The sequence below is a fragment of the Streptomyces sp. NPDC007863 genome (assembly GCF_040633895.1).
Classification (GTDB): Bacteria; Actinomycetota; Actinomycetes; order Streptomycetales; family Streptomycetaceae; genus Streptomyces.
Genome location: NZ_JBEYEI010000014.1, coordinates 123,478 through 140,382, shown reverse-complemented (window position 1 = coordinate 140,382; position 16,905 = coordinate 123,478). Strand labels below are relative to the sequence as shown.

General features: G+C 72.9%; 12 protein-coding genes. 10 read left to right on the top strand and 2 right to left on the bottom strand.

What is annotated here, in order from left to right; all coding sequences use genetic code 11:
• Positions 1–94 precede the first annotated feature (94 nt).
• The 8 genes from ABZ621_RS22655 (at position 95) to ABZ621_RS22620 (ending at position 12,949) form a co-directional block, all read left to right on the top strand.
• Positions 95–3,010, top strand: a complete 2,916-nt coding sequence (locus ABZ621_RS22655; RefSeq protein WP_360607251.1) for a glycoside hydrolase family 48 protein — start codon at positions 95–97, stop codon at positions 3,008–3,010.
• A gap of 382 nt (positions 3,011–3,392) precedes the next feature.
• Positions 3,393–4,907, top strand: coding sequence for an alpha-N-arabinofuranosidase (locus ABZ621_RS22650; protein WP_360607249.1), 1,515 nt, complete (start codon positions 3,393–3,395; stop codon positions 4,905–4,907).
• A 161-nt stretch (positions 4,908–5,068) separates the two neighbouring features.
• The gene (locus ABZ621_RS22645; RefSeq protein WP_360607247.1) at positions 5,069–6,358 is read left to right on the top strand and encodes an extracellular solute-binding protein; all 1,290 of its coding nucleotides are present in this window, start codon (positions 5,069–5,071) and stop codon (positions 6,356–6,358) included.
• An 11-nt stretch (positions 6,359–6,369) separates the two neighbouring features.
• Complete coding sequence (locus ABZ621_RS22640) at positions 6,370–7,389, top strand: sugar ABC transporter permease (protein WP_360607245.1); 1,020 nt, start codon at positions 6,370–6,372, stop codon at positions 7,387–7,389.
• Positions 7,386–8,249, top strand: coding sequence for a carbohydrate ABC transporter permease (locus tag ABZ621_RS22635; RefSeq protein WP_360607243.1), 864 nt, complete (start codon positions 7,386–7,388; stop codon positions 8,247–8,249). The genes ABZ621_RS22640 and ABZ621_RS22635 overlap by 4 nt, the downstream gene beginning before the upstream one ends.
• Positions 8,246–8,848 (top strand): hypothetical protein, encoded by a 603-nt coding sequence (locus ABZ621_RS22630; protein ID WP_360607241.1) that lies wholly within the window; start codon positions 8,246–8,248, stop codon positions 8,846–8,848. Before ABZ621_RS22635 ends, ABZ621_RS22630 begins: the two co-directional genes overlap by 4 nt.
• 298 nt (positions 8,849–9,146) lie before the next feature.
• Positions 9,147–11,879, top strand: a complete 2,733-nt coding sequence (locus ABZ621_RS22625) for a Tat pathway signal sequence domain protein (RefSeq protein WP_360607239.1) — start codon at positions 9,147–9,149, stop codon at positions 11,877–11,879.
• A gap of 17 nt (positions 11,880–11,896) precedes the next feature.
• Entirely contained in the window at positions 11,897–12,949 is a 1,053-nt protein-coding gene (locus ABZ621_RS22620) for a rhamnogalacturonan acetylesterase (protein ID WP_360607237.1), read from the top strand.
• Positions 12,950–12,998: 49 nt separating this feature from the next.
• Here ABZ621_RS22620 and ABZ621_RS22615 read toward each other — a convergent pair whose 3' ends face one another.
• The gene (locus ABZ621_RS22615; RefSeq protein ID WP_360607235.1) at positions 12,999–13,859 is read right to left on the bottom strand and encodes an ABC transporter permease subunit; all 861 of its coding nucleotides are present in this window, start codon (positions 13,857–13,859) and stop codon (positions 12,999–13,001) included.
• On the bottom strand, positions 13,856–14,848 hold the full coding sequence (locus tag ABZ621_RS22610) for an ATP-binding cassette domain-containing protein (RefSeq protein WP_360607233.1): 993 nt from the start codon (positions 14,846–14,848) through the stop codon (positions 13,856–13,858). Before ABZ621_RS22610 ends, ABZ621_RS22615 begins: the two co-directional genes overlap by 4 nt.
• A gap of 132 nt (positions 14,849–14,980) precedes the next feature.
• Here ABZ621_RS22610 and ABZ621_RS22605 point away from each other — a divergent pair, with 132 nt between their 5' ends.
• Together ABZ621_RS22605 and ABZ621_RS22600 are read left to right on the top strand one after the other, a co-directional pair.
• Positions 14,981–16,174: a sensor histidine kinase gene (locus tag ABZ621_RS22605; RefSeq protein WP_360607231.1), complete on the top strand. Its 1,194-nt coding sequence runs from the start codon at positions 14,981–14,983 to the stop codon at positions 16,172–16,174.
• Positions 16,171–16,842, top strand: coding sequence for a response regulator transcription factor (locus ABZ621_RS22600; RefSeq protein WP_360607229.1), 672 nt, complete (start codon positions 16,171–16,173; stop codon positions 16,840–16,842). Before ABZ621_RS22605 ends, ABZ621_RS22600 begins: the two co-directional genes overlap by 4 nt.
• The last annotated feature ends 63 nt before the right edge of the window (positions 16,843–16,905 follow it).

Here is a 16,905-nt window from a genome sequence, read left to right as displayed (position 1 = left end):
CCGTACGGCGCGTTTCCCCGCACCACGACCGCGCTCCGTACGGTCCGCTCTTCGCACCACCCCGACCTCCCGAGCCGCGAGGAGATCCACCCGCATGCAACGCCTGAGACCACGCCGCCCACGCAGGCACCTGACCGCCCTGACCGCCGCGCTCTCGCTCCCCCTCGGCCTGCTGGCCGCCGGCGCCGGAGCCGGCACCGCGCAGGCCGCCGCCATCGCGTGCAGCGTCGACTACAAGACCAACGACTGGGGTTCGGGCTTCACCGCCGAACTCACCCTGACCAACCGGGGCACCGCCGCCATCGACGGCTGGACCCTCACCTACTCCTACGCCGGTGACCAGAAGCTCACCAACGGCTGGAGCGGGGTCTGGTCACAGACCGGCAAGAACGTCACCGTCACCAACGCCGGCTGGAACGGCACGATCGCCGCCGGCGCCGCCGTCACGGCCGGCGGCCAGTTCACGTACAGCGGCGCCAACGCGGCCCCGACGGACTTCGCCGTCAACGGCACGTTCTGCGCCGGTGCCCACCAGCCGCCGGTCGCCGTCCTCACCAGCCCCGCCGCCGGCGCGGTCTACGCCCAGGGCGACGCCGTCCCGCTCGCGGCCACCGCCGCCGGGGCCGACGGCGCCACCGTCGACAAGGTCGAGTTCTACAGCGACACGACCCTGCTCGGCACCGACACCACCGCGCCCTTCACCTACAGCGCGGCGGGCCTCGCCACCGGCGCCCACTCGCTCTACGCCAAGGCGTACGACAGCCAGGGCGCCTCCGGCGAGTCCGCCCCGGTCGGCATCACCGTCGCCGCCGGCCCCGCGCTCGTCGCGACCCCCGGCCAGCTGGCCGTCCGCCAGGGCTCCACCGGCACCTTCGACCTCAGGCTGTCGAAGGCCCCGACGGCGAACGTGACCGTCACCGTGGCCCGCGCCTCGGGCAACACCGGTCTGACGGCCTCCCCGGCCACGCTCACCTTCACCCCGGCGAACTGGAACACCGCCCAGAAGGTGACCGTCACCGCCGCCGCGACCGGCACCGGCGTCGCCGTCTTCACCGCGACCGCCCCCGGCCACGCCGCCGCGGAGATCCAGGCCACCCAGCTCGCCGCGGACTCCACGTACGACGCCCGCTTCCTCGACCTGTACGGGAAGATCACCAACCCGGCCAACGGCTACTTCTCGCCCGAGGGCATCCCGTACCACTCCGTCGAGACCCTGATCGTCGAGGCCCCCGACCACGGGCACGAGACGACCTCGGAGGCGTACAGCTACCTCATCTGGCTCCAGGCCATGTACGGCAAGATCACCGGCGACTGGACCAAGTTCAACGGCGCGTGGGACGTCATGGAGAAGTTCATGATCCCGACCCACGCCGACCAGCCGACGAACTCCTCCTACAACGCCTCGAAGCCCGCCACCTACGCCCCCGAGTGGGACCTCCCCTCGCAGTACCCGGCGCGCCTCGACTCCGGCGTCACCTCCGGCTCCGACCCGATCGCGGCCGAGCTGAAGAGCGCCTACGGCACCGACGACATCTACGGCATGCACTGGATCCAGGACGTCGACAACGTCTACGGCTTCGGCAACGAGCCCGGCAAGTGCTCCGCCGGACCGACGGCGACCGGCCCCTCCTACATCAACACCTTCCAGCGCGGCCCGCAGGAGTCGGTCTGGGAGACCGTCACCCACCCGACCTGCGACAACTTCTCCTACGGCGGCAAGAACGGCTACCTCGACATCTTCACCGGGGACGCCTCCTACGCCAAGCAGTGGAAGTACACCAACGCCCCCGACGCCGACGCCCGCGCCGTCCAGGCCGCCTACTGGGCCGACCTCTGGGCCAAGGAGCAGGGCAAGGGCGCGCAGGTCTCCGCCACCGTCGGCAAGGCCGCCAAGATGGGCGACTACCTGCGGTACGCGATGTTCGACAAGTACTTCAAGAAGATCGGGAACTGCGTCGGCCCGACCGCCTGCCCGGCCGGCACCGGCAAGGACAGCGCCCACTACCTGATGTCCTGGTACTACGCCTGGGGCGGCGCCGTCGACACCTCCGCCGGCTGGTCGTGGCGCATCGGATCCAGCCACAACCACAGCGGCTACCAGAACCCGCTCGCCGCGTACGCGCTCAGCGAGTACGCCCCGCTCAAGCCCAAGTCGGCGACCGGGCAGGCGGACTGGGCGACCAGCCTCGACCGGCAGCTGGAGTTCTACCGCTGGCTCCAGTCCAGCGAGGGCGCCATCGCGGGCGGCGCCACCAACAGCTGGCAGGGCCGCTACGCCACCCCGCCGGCCGGCACCCCCACCTTCCACGGCATGTACTACGACGAGAAGCCCGTCTACCACGACCCGGCGTCGAACCAGTGGTTCGGCTTCCAGGCCTGGTCCATGGAGCGCGTCGCCGAGTACTACCAGCAGACCGGTGACACCGCCGCGAAGACCGTCCTCGACAAGTGGGTCTCCTGGGCGCTGTCCAAGACCACCGTCAACCCCGACGGCACCTTCCGCATCCCGTCCACCCTCCAGTGGTCCGGCGCGCCCGACACCTGGAACGCGGCGAACCCCGGCGCCAACAACGGCCTGCACGTCACCGTCGCCGACTACACCAACGACGTCGGCGTCGCCGCCGCCTACGCCAAGACCCTCACCTACTACGCGGCCAAGTCCGGCCACGCGGAGGCCAAGCGGGTCGCCAAGGCCCTGCTCGACGGCATGTGGGACCACCACCAGGACCCGCTCGGCATCGCCGTCGAGGAGACCCGCGCCGACTACAACCGCTTCGACGACCCGGTCTACGTCCCGAGCGGCTGGACCGGCGTGATGCCGAACGGCGACACGGTGAACAACACCTCCACCTTCGCCTCGATCCGCTCCTTCTACCAGGACGACCCGGCCTGGCCGAAGATCGAGGCCTACCTGGCGGGCGGCGCCGCCCCCGTCTTCACCTACCACCGGTTCTGGGCCCAGGCGGACATCGCCCTGGCCATGGGCTCGTACGCGGAGCTGCTCGAATAACAGCCCGCCCCGCGAGAGCGGGCTCCGCGTACGACGAGGCCGGGCGGTCCCCGAAGGGGGCCCGCCCGGCCTTCGGCTTGGGCGGGTGGGGATCCGGGATCCGGGATCCGGGAGATTGGATCCGAGATCCAGGGTTCGGGATCCCGGAGGTTGGATCCAGGATCCGAGCTCTTGGATCCAACCTCCCGGATCCAACCTCCCGGATCCAACCTCCCGGATCCAACCTCCCGGATCCAACCTCCCGGATCCAACCTCCCGGATCCGATCTCCCGGATCCGGGATCCAGTCCGCCGGTGATCCATTGACCCGGCGCCGACCCCCCTCTTACGTTCTCGTTCGGACATGCGGCCATTGGTCGAAATCTCGAACGAGAGGATTCTTCGTGTCACTTCCCGAGCGCACCGCCCGCTTCACCCTCGACCCCGACTTCACCGTCGGCCCCGTCGACCCCCGCCTCTTCGGCTCCTTCGTCGAGCACCTCGGGCGCTGTGTCTACACCGGCGTCTACGAGCCGGGGCACCCCGCCGCCGACGCCGACGGCCTGCGCACCGACGTCCTCGATCTCGTGCGCGAGCTGGGGGTGACGGCCGTCCGCTACCCCGGCGGGAACTTCGTCTCGGGGTACCGGTGGGAGGACGGTGTGGGGCCGGCCGAGGAGCGGCCGCGGCGGCTGGACGTCGCCTGGCGGTCGACCGAGTCGAACCGCTTCGGGCTGAGCGAGTTCATGGGGTTCCTGCGGAAGCTGGGGCCGCAGGCCGAGCCGATGATGGCTGTGAACCTCGGCACCCGGGGCATCGCGGAGGCGATGGATCTGGTCGAGTACGCCAACCACCCCGGCGGCACGGCCCTCTCCGATCTGCGGGTGAGTCACGGCGACAAGGACCCGTTCGGCATCCGCCTGTGGTGTCTGGGGAACGAGATGGACGGCACCTGGCAGACGGGGCAGAAGACCGCCGAGGAGTACGGCCGGCTCGCCGCCCAGACGGCCCGGGCGCTGCGCCAGATCGACCCGGACCTGGAACTCGTCGCCTGTGGCAGCTCCGCCCGTGACCTGCCGACCTTCGCGGCCTGGGAGGCGACGGTGCTGGCGGAGGCGTACGAGGTCGTCGATCACGTCTCGCTGCACGCCTACTACGAGGAGACGGACGGCGACCGGGACTCCTTCCTCGCCTCCGCCGTGCACATGGAGGCGTTCATCGAGGAGGTCGTCGCCACCTGCGACCACGTGGCCGCCCGGCTGAAGTCGGAGAAGCGGCTCACGCTCTCGTTCGACGAGTGGAACGTCTGGTACCAGCGCCGTCCCAACCCGCACCCCTTCGAGGACTGGCAGGAGGCGCCGCGGCTCCTGGAGGACGTCTACACGGTCACCGACGCGGTCGTCTTCGGCTCGCTCGTCATCACGCTGCTGCGGCACGCCGACCGGATCGCCGTGGCCTGCCTCGCCCAGCTGGTGAACGTGATCGCGCCGATCATGACCGAGCCGGGCGGGCCCGCGTGGCGGCAGACGACCTTCTTCCCGTTCGCCCAGGCGGCGCGGTACGGGCGGGGGACCGTGCTCGACGTGCGGCCGGTCTCGCCGGCGTACCGCACCGAGAAGTACGGCGAGGTGCCGCTGCTGCACGCGACCGCCGTGCGGGCGGAGGACGGGAGCGTGACGGTCTTCGCCGTCAACCGCGACCGGCACCGGGCGCTGCCGCTCGACGTGACCCTGCGCGGCTTCGGCCTGACGGAGGTGGTGGAGCACAGCGCGCTCGCCGACGCCGATCCGGAGGCCCGCAACACCCTGGCCGCGCCCGACCGGGTGGTGCCCCACGCGGTGGCCGGCACGGAGCTCGTGGGCGGGGTCCTGAGGGCCGTCCTGGAGCCGATGTCCTGGAACGTCATCCGCCTGGCCTGACCGGCCCGTTTTTGAATCCTTTCACTGTGGTGGGGTGCGCCCGGGGTTCGAAGCGCTTCGAAAGATCCTGTCCGAAGCGTTGACGTGGCTGACGGGCGACCCTACGGTGACCCAGCAAGCGCTTTCCTGAAACGTTCTAATCACGCGCGGGAGGACGAACTGTGCGTACTCATGGCACTGTCGACCGTCGGAGTCTGCTGAAGATCACGGGTGGCTCGGTGGCGGCACTCGGCCTGACCGCGGCGGGCTGCGGAGGAGGCTCCGACTCCGCCAACGGCGACGGAACCGTCACCATCCGGTACACCTGGTGGGGCTCCGACGACCGCGCCAAGCGGATCAACCAGTCGATCGCCCTCTTCGAGAAGAAGTACCCGAAAATCAAGGTGAAGACCGACTTCCAGCCGTACGCGGACTTCTGGAAGAAGTTCAACACCCAGGCGTCCGGCGGCAATGCGCCCGACGTCTTCCAGAACGCCATCGGCTTCCTGCGCAAGTACGACGCCAAGAACGTCCTCCTCGACCTGCGCGAGCAGGTCGAGGCCGGGAACCTCCGCCTGGAGGGCTTCCGGGCCGGCCTGGAGAAGTTCGGCGAGGTCGACGGCAAGCTCGTCGGCGTCCCCGTCGGCTCCAACTCGATGGCCCTCGTCATCGACGAGACCGTCTTCGCCAAGGCCAAGGTCACCCCCAAGCCCGGCTGGACCTGGGACGAGTACCACGAAGCCCTGGCCAAGATCCACGAGACGGCCGGCCGGGCCGGCGACGCCGGACCCTACGGGATCATGTACCTGTACGACCTGTACCTGCGCCAGCAGGGCAAGGCCTTCTTCACCTCCTCCGGACTCGGCTTCACCGAGGCCGATCTGACGGACTGGTGGAACAAGGCCGCCGAGCGCGTGAAGTCGGGCGTCTACGCCGACCCGAAGAAGACCATCCAGGCCAAGCCGAAGTCGGCCGTCACCGCCGAACTCGCCGGCTGCGAATTCACCTGGGACAACTTCACCGTCCGGTACACCTCCGAGGGCAAGAGCCAGTACGGCCTCGCGCCCATCCCCACCACCGACGGCAAGCGCACCGGCCAGTACCTCGGTTCGCTCATGCTCAGCGCCTCCAAGCGCACCAAGCACCCCAAGGAAGTCGCCCAGTTCATCGACTTCATGGTCCACGACCCCGAGGTCGGCAAGATCATGGGCTACGACCGCGGAGTCCCCGCCACGGAGGCGCAGAACGCGGCCTACGTCCCCACCGACGAGGTCGGCAAGCAGATCGCCGCGTACGAGAAGCAGCTCGTCGAGAGCCGCGTCCTGGAGCCGATCACCCCGCACCCGGCCGGCGCCGACGTCTGCGAGGCGGCCTTCCTGCGCCTGTCCGAGGAGATGTCCCTCGGCACCCGGACCGTCGCCGACGCGGTGAAGCAGTACTTCACCGAGGCGAAGACGGCCCTCTCGGCCTGATGGACGCCGCCGTGACCACCGTACCGAACCCCGCCGCGCCGGAGTCCCCGGCGGCCCCGCCGGGGGAGGGGGCCGCGCCCGCGGTCCCCTCCCCCCGGGGCGGGCTCCCCCGCCGTACGGCGGGCCGCGCCCCCGGGCGCCGCAACGCCCGCGAGAACCTCGCCGGCTACCTCTTCATGTCCCCCTGGATCACCGGCTTCCTGCTGCTGACCGCGGGGCCCATGGCCGTCTCGCTCTACTTCGCCTTCACCGACTACAACCTCTTCGACGCCCCCCGCTGGATCGGGCTCGACAACTTCACCGAGATGTTCGGCGACCCCCGCTGGCGCACCTCCGTCGAGGTCACCGGCTGGTACGTGGTCCTCGGCACCCCGCTGAAGCTGGCCGCCGCCCTCGGCGTCGCCGTCCTCCTCAACCAGAGCCGGCGCGGACAGGGCTTCTACCGGGCCGCGTTCTACGCCCCCTCGCTCATCGGCGCCAGCGTCTCCATCGCCATCGTCTGGCGCGCCCTCTTCGCCGACAACGCGCCCGTCGACCGTGCCCAGCAGCTGATCGGCCTCGACCCGGGCGGCTGGATCGGCGACCCCGACAAGATCATCTACGCTCTGGTGGCGCTCACCGTCTGGCAGTTCGGCGCGCCCATGGTCATCTTCCTCGCCGGGCTCAAGCAGGTGCCCCGCGAGCTGTACGAGGCCGCGCAGATGGACGGCGCGGGACCGTGGCGCAGGTTCTGGAACATCACCCTGCCGATGATCTCCCCGGTGCTCTTCTTCAACGTGCTCCTGGAGACCATCCACTCCTTCCAGATCTTCGGCTCCGCCTACATCATCGGCAGCCAGGGCAACGCCTGCGGTCCGGCCGACGGCACGCTCGTCTACACCTGCTACCTCTACGTCCAGGGCTTCGAGAACAGCCGGATGGGCCTCGCCTCCGCCATGGCCTGGATGCTGCTGCTCGCCGTCGGCCTGGTCACGGCGGTCCTGTTCTGGTCCCAGCGGCGCTGGGTGCACTACGAGGAGGGGGGCCGATGAGCCTCGTCCGTACCGGGGCCGGGGCGCGGGGCCTGCGCGCCGGGTCTCTCGCCTGGCACCTCGGCTCGCTCGCCGTCCTCGCGGTGGTGCTCTACCCGGTGATGTGGGTGATCGGCGGGTCGTTCAAGCCGAACGACGAGATCGTCGGCAGCCTGAACGTCCTCCCGACGGACCCCATCACCGACAACTACCGGCGGCTCGCCGACGGCATCGCCGACATCCCCATCTCCACCTTCTTCGGCAACTCGCTCTTCCTGGCGCTCGCTTCGGTCGTCGGCGTGCTGGTCTCCAGCTCGCTCGCCGCCTACGCCTTCGCCAAGATCGGCTTCGCCGGCCGCAATCTGCTCTTCACGCTGATGATCGGCACCCTGCTGCTGCCGTACCACGTGCTGCTCATCCCGCAGTACGTGCTGTTCCAGAAGCTCGAACTCATCAACACGTACACGCCGTTGCTGCTCGGCAAGTACCTCGCCACGGACGCCTTCTTCGTCTTCCTGATGGTGCAGTTCATGCGCGGACTGCCGAAGGAGCTGGACGAGGCGGCGCGGCTCGACGGGTGCGGGCACCTGCGGACGTACTGGTCGATCGTGCTGCCGCTGTGCCGGCCTGCGCTGATCACCAGCGCGATCTTCACCTTCATCAACGCGTGGAACGACTTCATGGGCCCGCTGATCTACCTCAACGAACCCGAGAAGTACACCGTGTCGCTGGGCCTCAAGATGTTCGTCGACCAGGACGGCGTCGCCAACTACGGCGGCATGATCGCGATGTCGCTGGTGGCGCTGCTGCCCGTGGTCGCCTTCTTCCTCGCCTTCCAGCGGTACCTGATCGACGGCATGGCCACCTCGGGGCTCAAGTGACCACCGCCGGTGCCCCGGTGCGCGGCGCGCGCTTCCTCGCCCGCTTCGCCGTCTTCGCCGAGTGCCTGCTGACGGGGGTGTGGATCGCCGTCGCCGCGCTCCCGCTCGTCACCCTGCCGGCGGCGCTCGCCGCCGGCGCGGGGCACCTGCGGCGCACCGTCGAGGACGAGGAGACCGGGCTGCGCTCCTTCGCCGCCGAGGTGCGCGGCGCCCTGCGGGGCGGCGGCTGGGCGGTCGGCCTGGCGTGGTGGGCGGCGCTCGCCCTGGTCGGGGCCGACCTCGCGCTCGTACGGGCGCTGCCGGTGCCCGGCGGGCGCGCGGCCGGGGCCCTCGCGATCCTCGCGGTGCTCTGGGCGACCGTCACCGTGCTCCGGGCGGCCACCGCCTGGCGGCCCGGCGCGGCCTGGCGGGCGCTGCTCCCGGGCGCCTGGCGCCGCTCGCTGCGGGACCCGGCCGGCTCCCTGCTCGTCGTCTGCGGCATGGCGGTCGTCGCCGCCTCCGCCTGGTTCTCCGCCCCGCTGGCGCTGCCCGCCCTGGGCCTCCTGGTCGCCGGGGCCCTCGCCGCCGAGCGCCGCACGGGCGTCCTCGCGGGCGCCTGACCCCACCTGCCCCTCCCGGGGCGGGGGGCTCCCCGGGCCGGGATCGCCCTGCCGGAGGATCGGGCCCTGGGCCCGATCGCCGCGGCCCCGTCCGCCGGGCCCGTGCGGGCACGCGGACCGCCGGACCACCGCACGCCGGACCGCGCGCCCGGCTCCGTACCCACGCGCGGACGCGTCCACGCGCACACGTACCCGTGCACCTCTCCACCCCCGTACCCCGTTACCCGTACCCCCGTATCCCCGCGCCTCCTCCCCTCCCCCCGGGCGTGCCGCAGGCGTGCCCTCGAAAGGAGTTCACGTGTCCTCGATACCTCGTCGTTCCCTCCTCAAGGCGGCGGCCGTCGCCGGTGCCGCCGCCCAGTTCAGCTGGGTGCTCGGGCGGAGCGAGGCGCAGGCCGCGCCCGCCGCCGAGCCGGCCGCCGAGGAGCGGCCCGCGAGCATCACGTGGCTGGAGCCGGGTGGGCTCGGTGCCGCCGGCGGGTCGACCTTCGGCGTCGCCTGGCCCAAGGGCGTGCACCCGGGGGACCGGGAGTTCGCGCTCACCACCGCCGACGGCGCCCCCGTGCCCGTACAGACGTGGACCACCGCCCGCTGGCCCGACGGGTCGCTGAAGTGGACCGCGCACGCGGTCGGGCCCGAGGCGGCGGGGGCCGAGCGGTACGCGCTCGCGCCCGGCGCGCCCGCGGCCGGCGCGCGGCAGGTCGCCGTCACCGAGACCGACCGCAGGATCACCGTCGACACCGGTGCCGTCAAGGCCGTGCTGTGGAAGGACGGCGGCAAGCTCGTCGAGTCCCTCACCCGCGACGGCGTGCGGATCGCCACCGACGGGCGGCTCGTGCTGCTGCGGCAGAGCGACCTCGACGACGGCGACCAGGGCAACGCCAAGTGGGAGCGGTTCGACGGGGAGATCTCCGGCGCCGTCGTCGAACAGGCGGGACCCGTGCGGGCCGTGGTCCGGATCGACGGCAAGCACCGCAAGGGGAGCCGTAGTTGGCTGCCCTTCTCCGTGCGGCTCTACTTCTACGCCGGCTCCGAGGCCCTCCGGATGATCCACACGATCACCTACGACGGCGACCAGAACAAGGACTTCATCCGCGGCCTCGGCGTCCGCTTCACCGTTCCGATGCGCGACGCCTTCTACGACCGGCACGTCCGCCTCGCCGGCGAGGGCGCGGGCTTCCTCACCGAGGCCGTCCAGGGCATCACCGGTCTGCGCCGCGATCCCGGCGCCGCCGTCCGTGCCGCGCAGGTCAAGGGGGAGAGGCTGCCCGACCCGGCCACCTGGGACCAGCGGGTCACCAGCCGGCTGCAGTACATCCCCACGTGGGGCGACTACACGCTCTCGCAGCTCACCGCCGACGGGTTCGGGATCCGCAAGCGCACCGAGGACGGTCACGGCTGGATCCCCGCCGGCGGCGGTCGGCGCGCCGCCGGCTTCGGCTACGTCGGTGGCGTGAGCGGCGGGCTCTCCTTCGGGCTGCGGGACTTCTGGCAGAAGCACCCCGCCCAGCTCGACGTCCGGGGCGCCGCGGGCGACGAGGCCGAGGTCACCCTCTGGCTCTGGTCGCCCGAGGCGCAGCCCATGGACCTGCGCTTCTACCACGACGGCATGGGCCAGGACACCTTCCCCGAGCAGCTCGAAGGCCTCAACATCACCTACGAGGACTACGAGCCCGGCTTCGGGACCCCCTACGGCATCGCCCGCACCAGCGAGCTGATGTTCTGGGCCAACGCCGCCACCCCGACCGCGACCGCCCTCGTCGCCCAGGCCGCCGCGGTCCGTGTCCCGCCGCAGCTCGCCGCGAGCCCCGAGGACCTCGTCCGCGCCCGCGTCTTCGGCGGACTGTTCTCGCCGGTCGACCGCTCCACCCCCGCGAAGGCGCGGATCGAGGACCGGCTCGACTACCTCTTCGCCTACTACAAGGACCAGGCCGAGCAGCGCCGTTGGTACGGCTTCTGGGATTACGGCGACATCATGCACACGTACGACGAGGACCGGCACCAGTGGCGGTACGACGTCGGCGGCTACGCCTGGGACAACTCCGAGCTCTCGCCCGACCTGTGGCTCTGGTACGCCTACCTGCGCTCCGGCCGCGCCGACGTCTTCCGCTTCGCCGAGGCCATGACCCGGCACACCGGCGAGGTCGACGTCTACCACCTGGGCCAGTGGGCCGGACTCGGCACCCGCCACGGCGTCCAGCACTTCGCGTGCAGCGCCAAGCAGCAGCGGATCTCGACCGCCGTCTACCGCCGGCCCTACTACTTCCTCACCGCCGACGAGCGCGTCGGCGACCTCATGCACGACTTGGTCGACTCCGACGAGACCTTCCTCGTCCTCGACCCCATCCGCAAGATCCGCACCGAGCCCTACACCCCCGACCGCCACGCGCTCTCCATCGGCTTCGGCACCGACTGGAGCGGTCTCGCCGCAGCCTGGCTCACCGAGTGGGAGCGCGGCGGGCCCAAGGCGGCGAAGGCGGAGGCCCGGCTGCGTTCCACCATGGAGACGATCGCCGCCCAGCCCAACGGCTTCGTGCAGGGCACGGGCCTCTACGACCTCGACACCGGGCGCTTCGCGGTCGCCGAGCAGCCCGTCGTCGGCGTCTCCCACCTCTCCGCCATGTTCGGGCTCGTCGAGATGTGCGCGGAGCTCATCGACCTCGTCGACATGCCGGACTTCAGGTCCGCCTGGCTCGACTACTGCCGTTACTTCAACGCCTCCAAGACCGAGCAGGCCGCCCGCTACGGCAAGAACTTCGGCACCCTCCTCCTCTTCCAGGGCCACTCCCGCCAGGACGCCTACGCCGCCGCCCAGCTGAACGACGCCCAGCTGGCCCAGCGCGCCTGGGCCAAGTTCGACAAGAGCGACGGCTACACGTCCGCGATGGTCTGGGACAAGACGCCCGTCCAGGGGCCGGCCGCCCTCGAACCCGGCTACGAGCACCTCTGGATCAGCACCAACACCACCGCCCTCTACGGCCTCGCCGCCATCCAGAACCTCGCCCTCGTCGGCGACCACCTCCCCAAGTGACCGACAGGAGAAGTCCGATGAAGAGGACCGTGGTCCTCGCGGCGAGCCTGCTCGCGCTCCTCGCCGCCACCGCGCCCGCCACCGCCCACGCCGACACCCCGTACGGCCAGGGCCTCGACCACTGCGCCCCGGTCGCCGGAAGCGCCGCCCTCGCCTGCCGCTTCGACCTGCCGCCCGGCACGTACGACGTCACCGTCACCCTCGGCGGCGACACCGCGGGTGCGACCGCGATCAGCGGCGAGACCCGGCGCGCCCTGCTCGCCGAGACCCCGACCGGGGCCGGCGAACGGGTCCGCCGCTCCTTCACCGTCGACGTCCGCGACCCCGAGGGCGAGCCCACCGGCGCCGCCGGCACCCCCGGCCTCGGCCTGCTGCTCGACGGTGCCGCCCCGAGGGTCGAGGCCCTCCGGGTCACCCCAGCCCCCACGGCCACCCGCCTCTTCCTGATCGGCGACTCCACCGTCTGCGACCAGCCGGACGACCCGTACACCGGCTGGGGCCAGCGGCTCCCCGTCCACCTGAAGCGGGGGGTGGCCGTCGCCAACCACGCCGACGGCGGCGAGAGCACCGTCACCTTCCTCGCGAACCCGGCCCTCTTCGACCGGGTGGAGGCCGCGATCCGGCCCGGCGACCCGGTCCTGATCCAGCTCGCCCACAACGACAAGCAGACCGACGCCGCCGGCTACCGGGCCAACCTCACCACCCTGGTGGAGCGGGTGCGGGCCCGGGGCGGCGAGCCCGTCCTCGTCACCCCGATCGTCCGCCGCTGGTTCAACGCGGACGGCACCCTGGACAACGGCATCGCCCTGCTCGTCAACGGCCTCGGCGTCGACCACCCGGCCGAGATCCGGGCCCTCGCCGCCTCCCTGTCCACCCCGCTGATCGACCTCACGGCCCTCACCAAGGCCCGCGTCGAACAGCTCGGCCCCGAGCCCTCCAAGGCGCTCTACCTGACGACCGAGAAGCGGGACAACACCCACACCTCGGTCCGCGGCGCCACCGAGTACGCGGCGCTCGTCGCCGCCGAGTTGAGGACCCAGGGCCTGCTGCCGGAGCGGGCGCTCCGCTAGGCCTGCCCGGCGGATCAGGACCGGACACGCCCCGGCGTCGGGGCCGGGCTCAGACGTCGCGGTGGCGGACCGCCGCCACCGCGACGGCGAGCCCGGCCACGCCCCAGACGCCGAGGACCGTCCACGCCTCCGCCGCCGTCGCCGGGTACTTCTCCACGACCGGCAGCGCCGGGTCGCGGACGAGCGTCGCCCAGGCGTCCAGGGGCAGCAGATGGCCCGTCTCCCTGACCCAGCGGTACGTGTCGCCCTGGAACAGCGCGGGCAGCAGCAGGAGCACGCCGATCACCGTGACGGCGGCCCCGGCCGCGTGGCGTACAAGGGCCCCCGCCGCCATGCCCACGAGCCCGCACACCGGCGCGAGCAGCGCGGACGCGACGACGGCCCGCGCCGCGCCGGGATCCGACAGCGAAAGCCCGCCGTGGTCCCGCAGCAGGGCCTGGGTCGCCGCGAACGACGCCAGGGCCACACCGGCGCCGAAGACCAGCAGCACCGCCGTCACCACGACCGCCTTCGCCGCGACGACCGACCGCCGGTCCGGCACGGCGGCGAACGTGGTGCGCGCCAGGCCCGTCGCGTACTCGCCGGACAGCGCGGCCGCGCCGAGGCAGGCGGCGAGCACCATCAGCAACTGCCAGGCGGGATCGACGAACGCGGTCCCGAGCGCGTCGAACGCGAAGGGAGCGGCGTCGGGCGCGCCGTCCGGTCCCGGGCGCGGGCCCCGGTCGAGCCGGTCGGCGTTCGACCGGGCCGCGTTGACGCAGATCCCGGTCACCACGAGGCCGCCCACGCCGAGGACGTACGGGGTCGAGCGCAGCGACCACAGTTTGATCCACTCCGAGCGGAGCAGGTGCCGGAAGAGCGCCGGCGCCGGCGGCGGGGCGAGGTGGCGGGCGGGTGCGGTGGCGTTCATCGGGCGGACTCCTCACGGCCGGACACGGGTACGCGCGGGGAAGCGACCGGGTGTTCCGGGTGTTCCGGCCCCGGCCCGGCGGTCTCCGGGGCGCCGAACTCGACGCGGTCGGCGGTCAGTTCCAGGAAGACCTCCTCCAGCGAGGCGGTCCGCGCGGTCAGCGCGTGCAGCCGTACCCGGTGCGCGTGCGCGAGGTCGCCGACGCGCTCGGCGCTCACGCCGGTCACCGTCAAGGCGCCGTCGTCCGTCTCCCGGAGCGCCGCCCCGGGCTCGGCGCGCAGCGCGCCGGCGAGGGCCGCCGGGTCCGGGGTGCGGACCGTGACGGCCGTGCCCCCGCCCCGCGCGGCGAAGACGGCGAGCGGCTCCGCGGCGACGATCCGGCCCCGGCCCACCACCAGCAGGTCGTCGGCGGTGTGCTCCATCTCGCCCATGAGGTGGCTGGAGACCAGGACCGCCCGGCCCTCGGCGGCCAGCGACCGGAACAGGCCGCGCACCCACCGCACGCCCTCCGGGTCGAGGCCGTTGAGCGGTTCGTCGAAGAGCAGGACGGGAGGGTCGCCGAGGAGCGCGGCGGCGATCCCGAGCCGCTGCTTCATGCCCAGGGAGAAGCCGCCGATGCGCCGGCCGGCCGCCGTGGCGAGCCCGGCCGTCCCGAGGACCTCCTCGACCCGGCGGGCCGGCAGGCCGTTGCCGTGGGCCAGCGCGGAGAGGTGGGCGCGGGCGGTACGGCCCCCGTGAACGTCGTGGGCGTCGAGGAGGGCGCCGACGTGCCGGAGGCCGCGCGGCCGGTCGCGGAACGGCCGCCCGTCGACCGTCACCGTGCCGGAGGTCGGCGCGGTCAGGCCGAGGATCATCCGCAGGGTGGTGGACTTGCCCGCCCCGTTGGGGCCGAGGAAGCCGGTCACCCGGCCCGGCCGGACGGTGAAGGACAGCCGGTCGACGGCCGTGACGGGTCCGTAGCGTCTGGTGAGTGCGTTCGCTTCGATCACGCCGTCCACGCTGCCGCCGGACCGCCCCTCCCGGCATCGGCCGGCGGGCGCGCTCCGGGGACCGCCCTGCCGCCCACGGGCGTAAGCCCCCGGGCCGATGCGCCGTTCCCGGGCCCTTCCTAGGATTCCCGCATGACCGTTCCCCCGGCCGTGACCCATGTGCTCACCTGGGCCGCCGCCCTCGCCTACCTCGCGGTGCCGACCGTCGTGGTCCTGCACACCGCGGAGCCCACCGGGACACGCCTGGTGCTCCCCGTGCTGTCGGCGGCGCTGGTCGTCCCGCTCTTCCCGCGCCGCCCCGGGATCGCGCTCGGCGCGCTGCTCGCCGGTTCGGCCTCGGCCGCGGTCGCGGCCTCCTCGCGGATCGCCGCCCTGTACCCGCCCGGCACGACCGCCGGCTGGCAGCTCGGCCAGACGCAGGCGCTCCTCGCCGCCCTCGGTGTGGCGTACGTGGCCGCCACCCGCAGGCCCCGCGCCGCCGCCGCGGCGGCCGCCGCGACCCTCGCCGTCCAGGCCCTCTCCCTGGCGTTCGCGCGCACCGGCGCGGACACGTACGTCTCGCACCTCGTCGTCCTCGGGCTCACCACGGCGCTGGCGTGGACGGCCGGCCACCTGCTGCGCGAGCGGCGCCGGCACGCCCGGGAGCTGCGGTCCAGGGAGGCGGCCGAGGCGGTCACGGCGGAACGGCTCCGCATCGCCCGCGAGCTGCACGACATGGTGGCCCACAGCATCGGCGTCATCACCATCCAGGCCGGTGTGGGCCGCCGGGTCGCCGGGGCACGGCCGGAGGAGGCGCACCGGGCGCTCGCCGCGATCGAGAGCACCGGGAAGGACACCCTGGCCGGGCTGCGCCGGATGCTCGTCGCCCTCCGCGCGGACGACCCCGAGGCCGCGCCGCGCGAAGCCGCGCCCGGCCTCGCGGACCTCGACCGGCTCGTCGAGGCCACCGCCGGCGCGGGCGTGCGCGTCGGCCTGGAGCGGCGCGGCACGCCCCGCGGGCTCCCGCCGGACGTGGAACTCGCCGCGTACCGGATCGTGCAGGAAGGAGTCACCAACGTGGTGCGGCACGCGCACACCGACGCCTGCCGGGTCGTCGTCGACCTGAGCGGCGACGCGGTCAGCGTCGAGATCACGGACGACGGCCCCGGCCTCCCGGCCCGGAGCGGCGGCCGCGGGGACGGCCGGCGGGGATCCGGCGCCGGCTACGGCATCACCGGCATGCGCGAGCGGGCCGCGCTCCTGCGCGGCGAGTTCACGGCCGGACCGCGGCCGGGCGGCGGCTTCCGCGTCGCGGCCCGCCTGCCCGTCCCGGAGGAGGCCCGGTGACGGCCGCCCCGGTCCGGGTCCTCCTCGTCGACGACCAGCCCCTCATCAGGGCGGGACTGCGCCTGCTCGCCGCCGAGACGACCGACCTGGACGTGGTCGGCGAGGCCGCCGACGGCGCCGAGGCGGTCGCCCTGGCCGAGCGGACCCGGCCCGACGTGGTGCTGATGGACGTACGGATGCCGGGCATGGACGGCATCGAGGCGACCCGGCTCATCTCCCAGGGCCCCAGCGGCGCCCGGGTGCTGGTCCTGACCACCTTCGACGACGACGAGAACGTGTACGGGGCGCTGCGCGCCGGAGCGTGCGGCTTCCTCGTCAAGGACATGGACCTCGACGACATCCTGGGCGCCGTCCGGGTGGTCGCGGGCGGGGACGCGCTGATCGCCCCGGCCGTGACCACCCGTCTCATCGCCGCCTTCGCCCGGCCGCCCGCGCCCGCCGCCCCCGCCACCCGGCCCCTCCCGGAGGCCGTCACCGACCGCGAGCGGGAGGTGCTCACCCTCGTGGGGCGCGGACTGTCCAACCACGAGATCGCCGGGGAGCTCTTCATCAGCCCGGCCACCGCCAAGGCCCATGTGGCCCGGCTGCTCGGCCGGCTCGCCGCCCGCGACCGCGTCCACCTGGTGATTCTCGCCTACGAGTTCGGCCTGGTGGCCCCCGGCCGGTGAGCCGCGGGCGGCCGTAGGATGCCGCTGATCACCGCCGCCGTGCCGGTCACGGCGGCGACACCG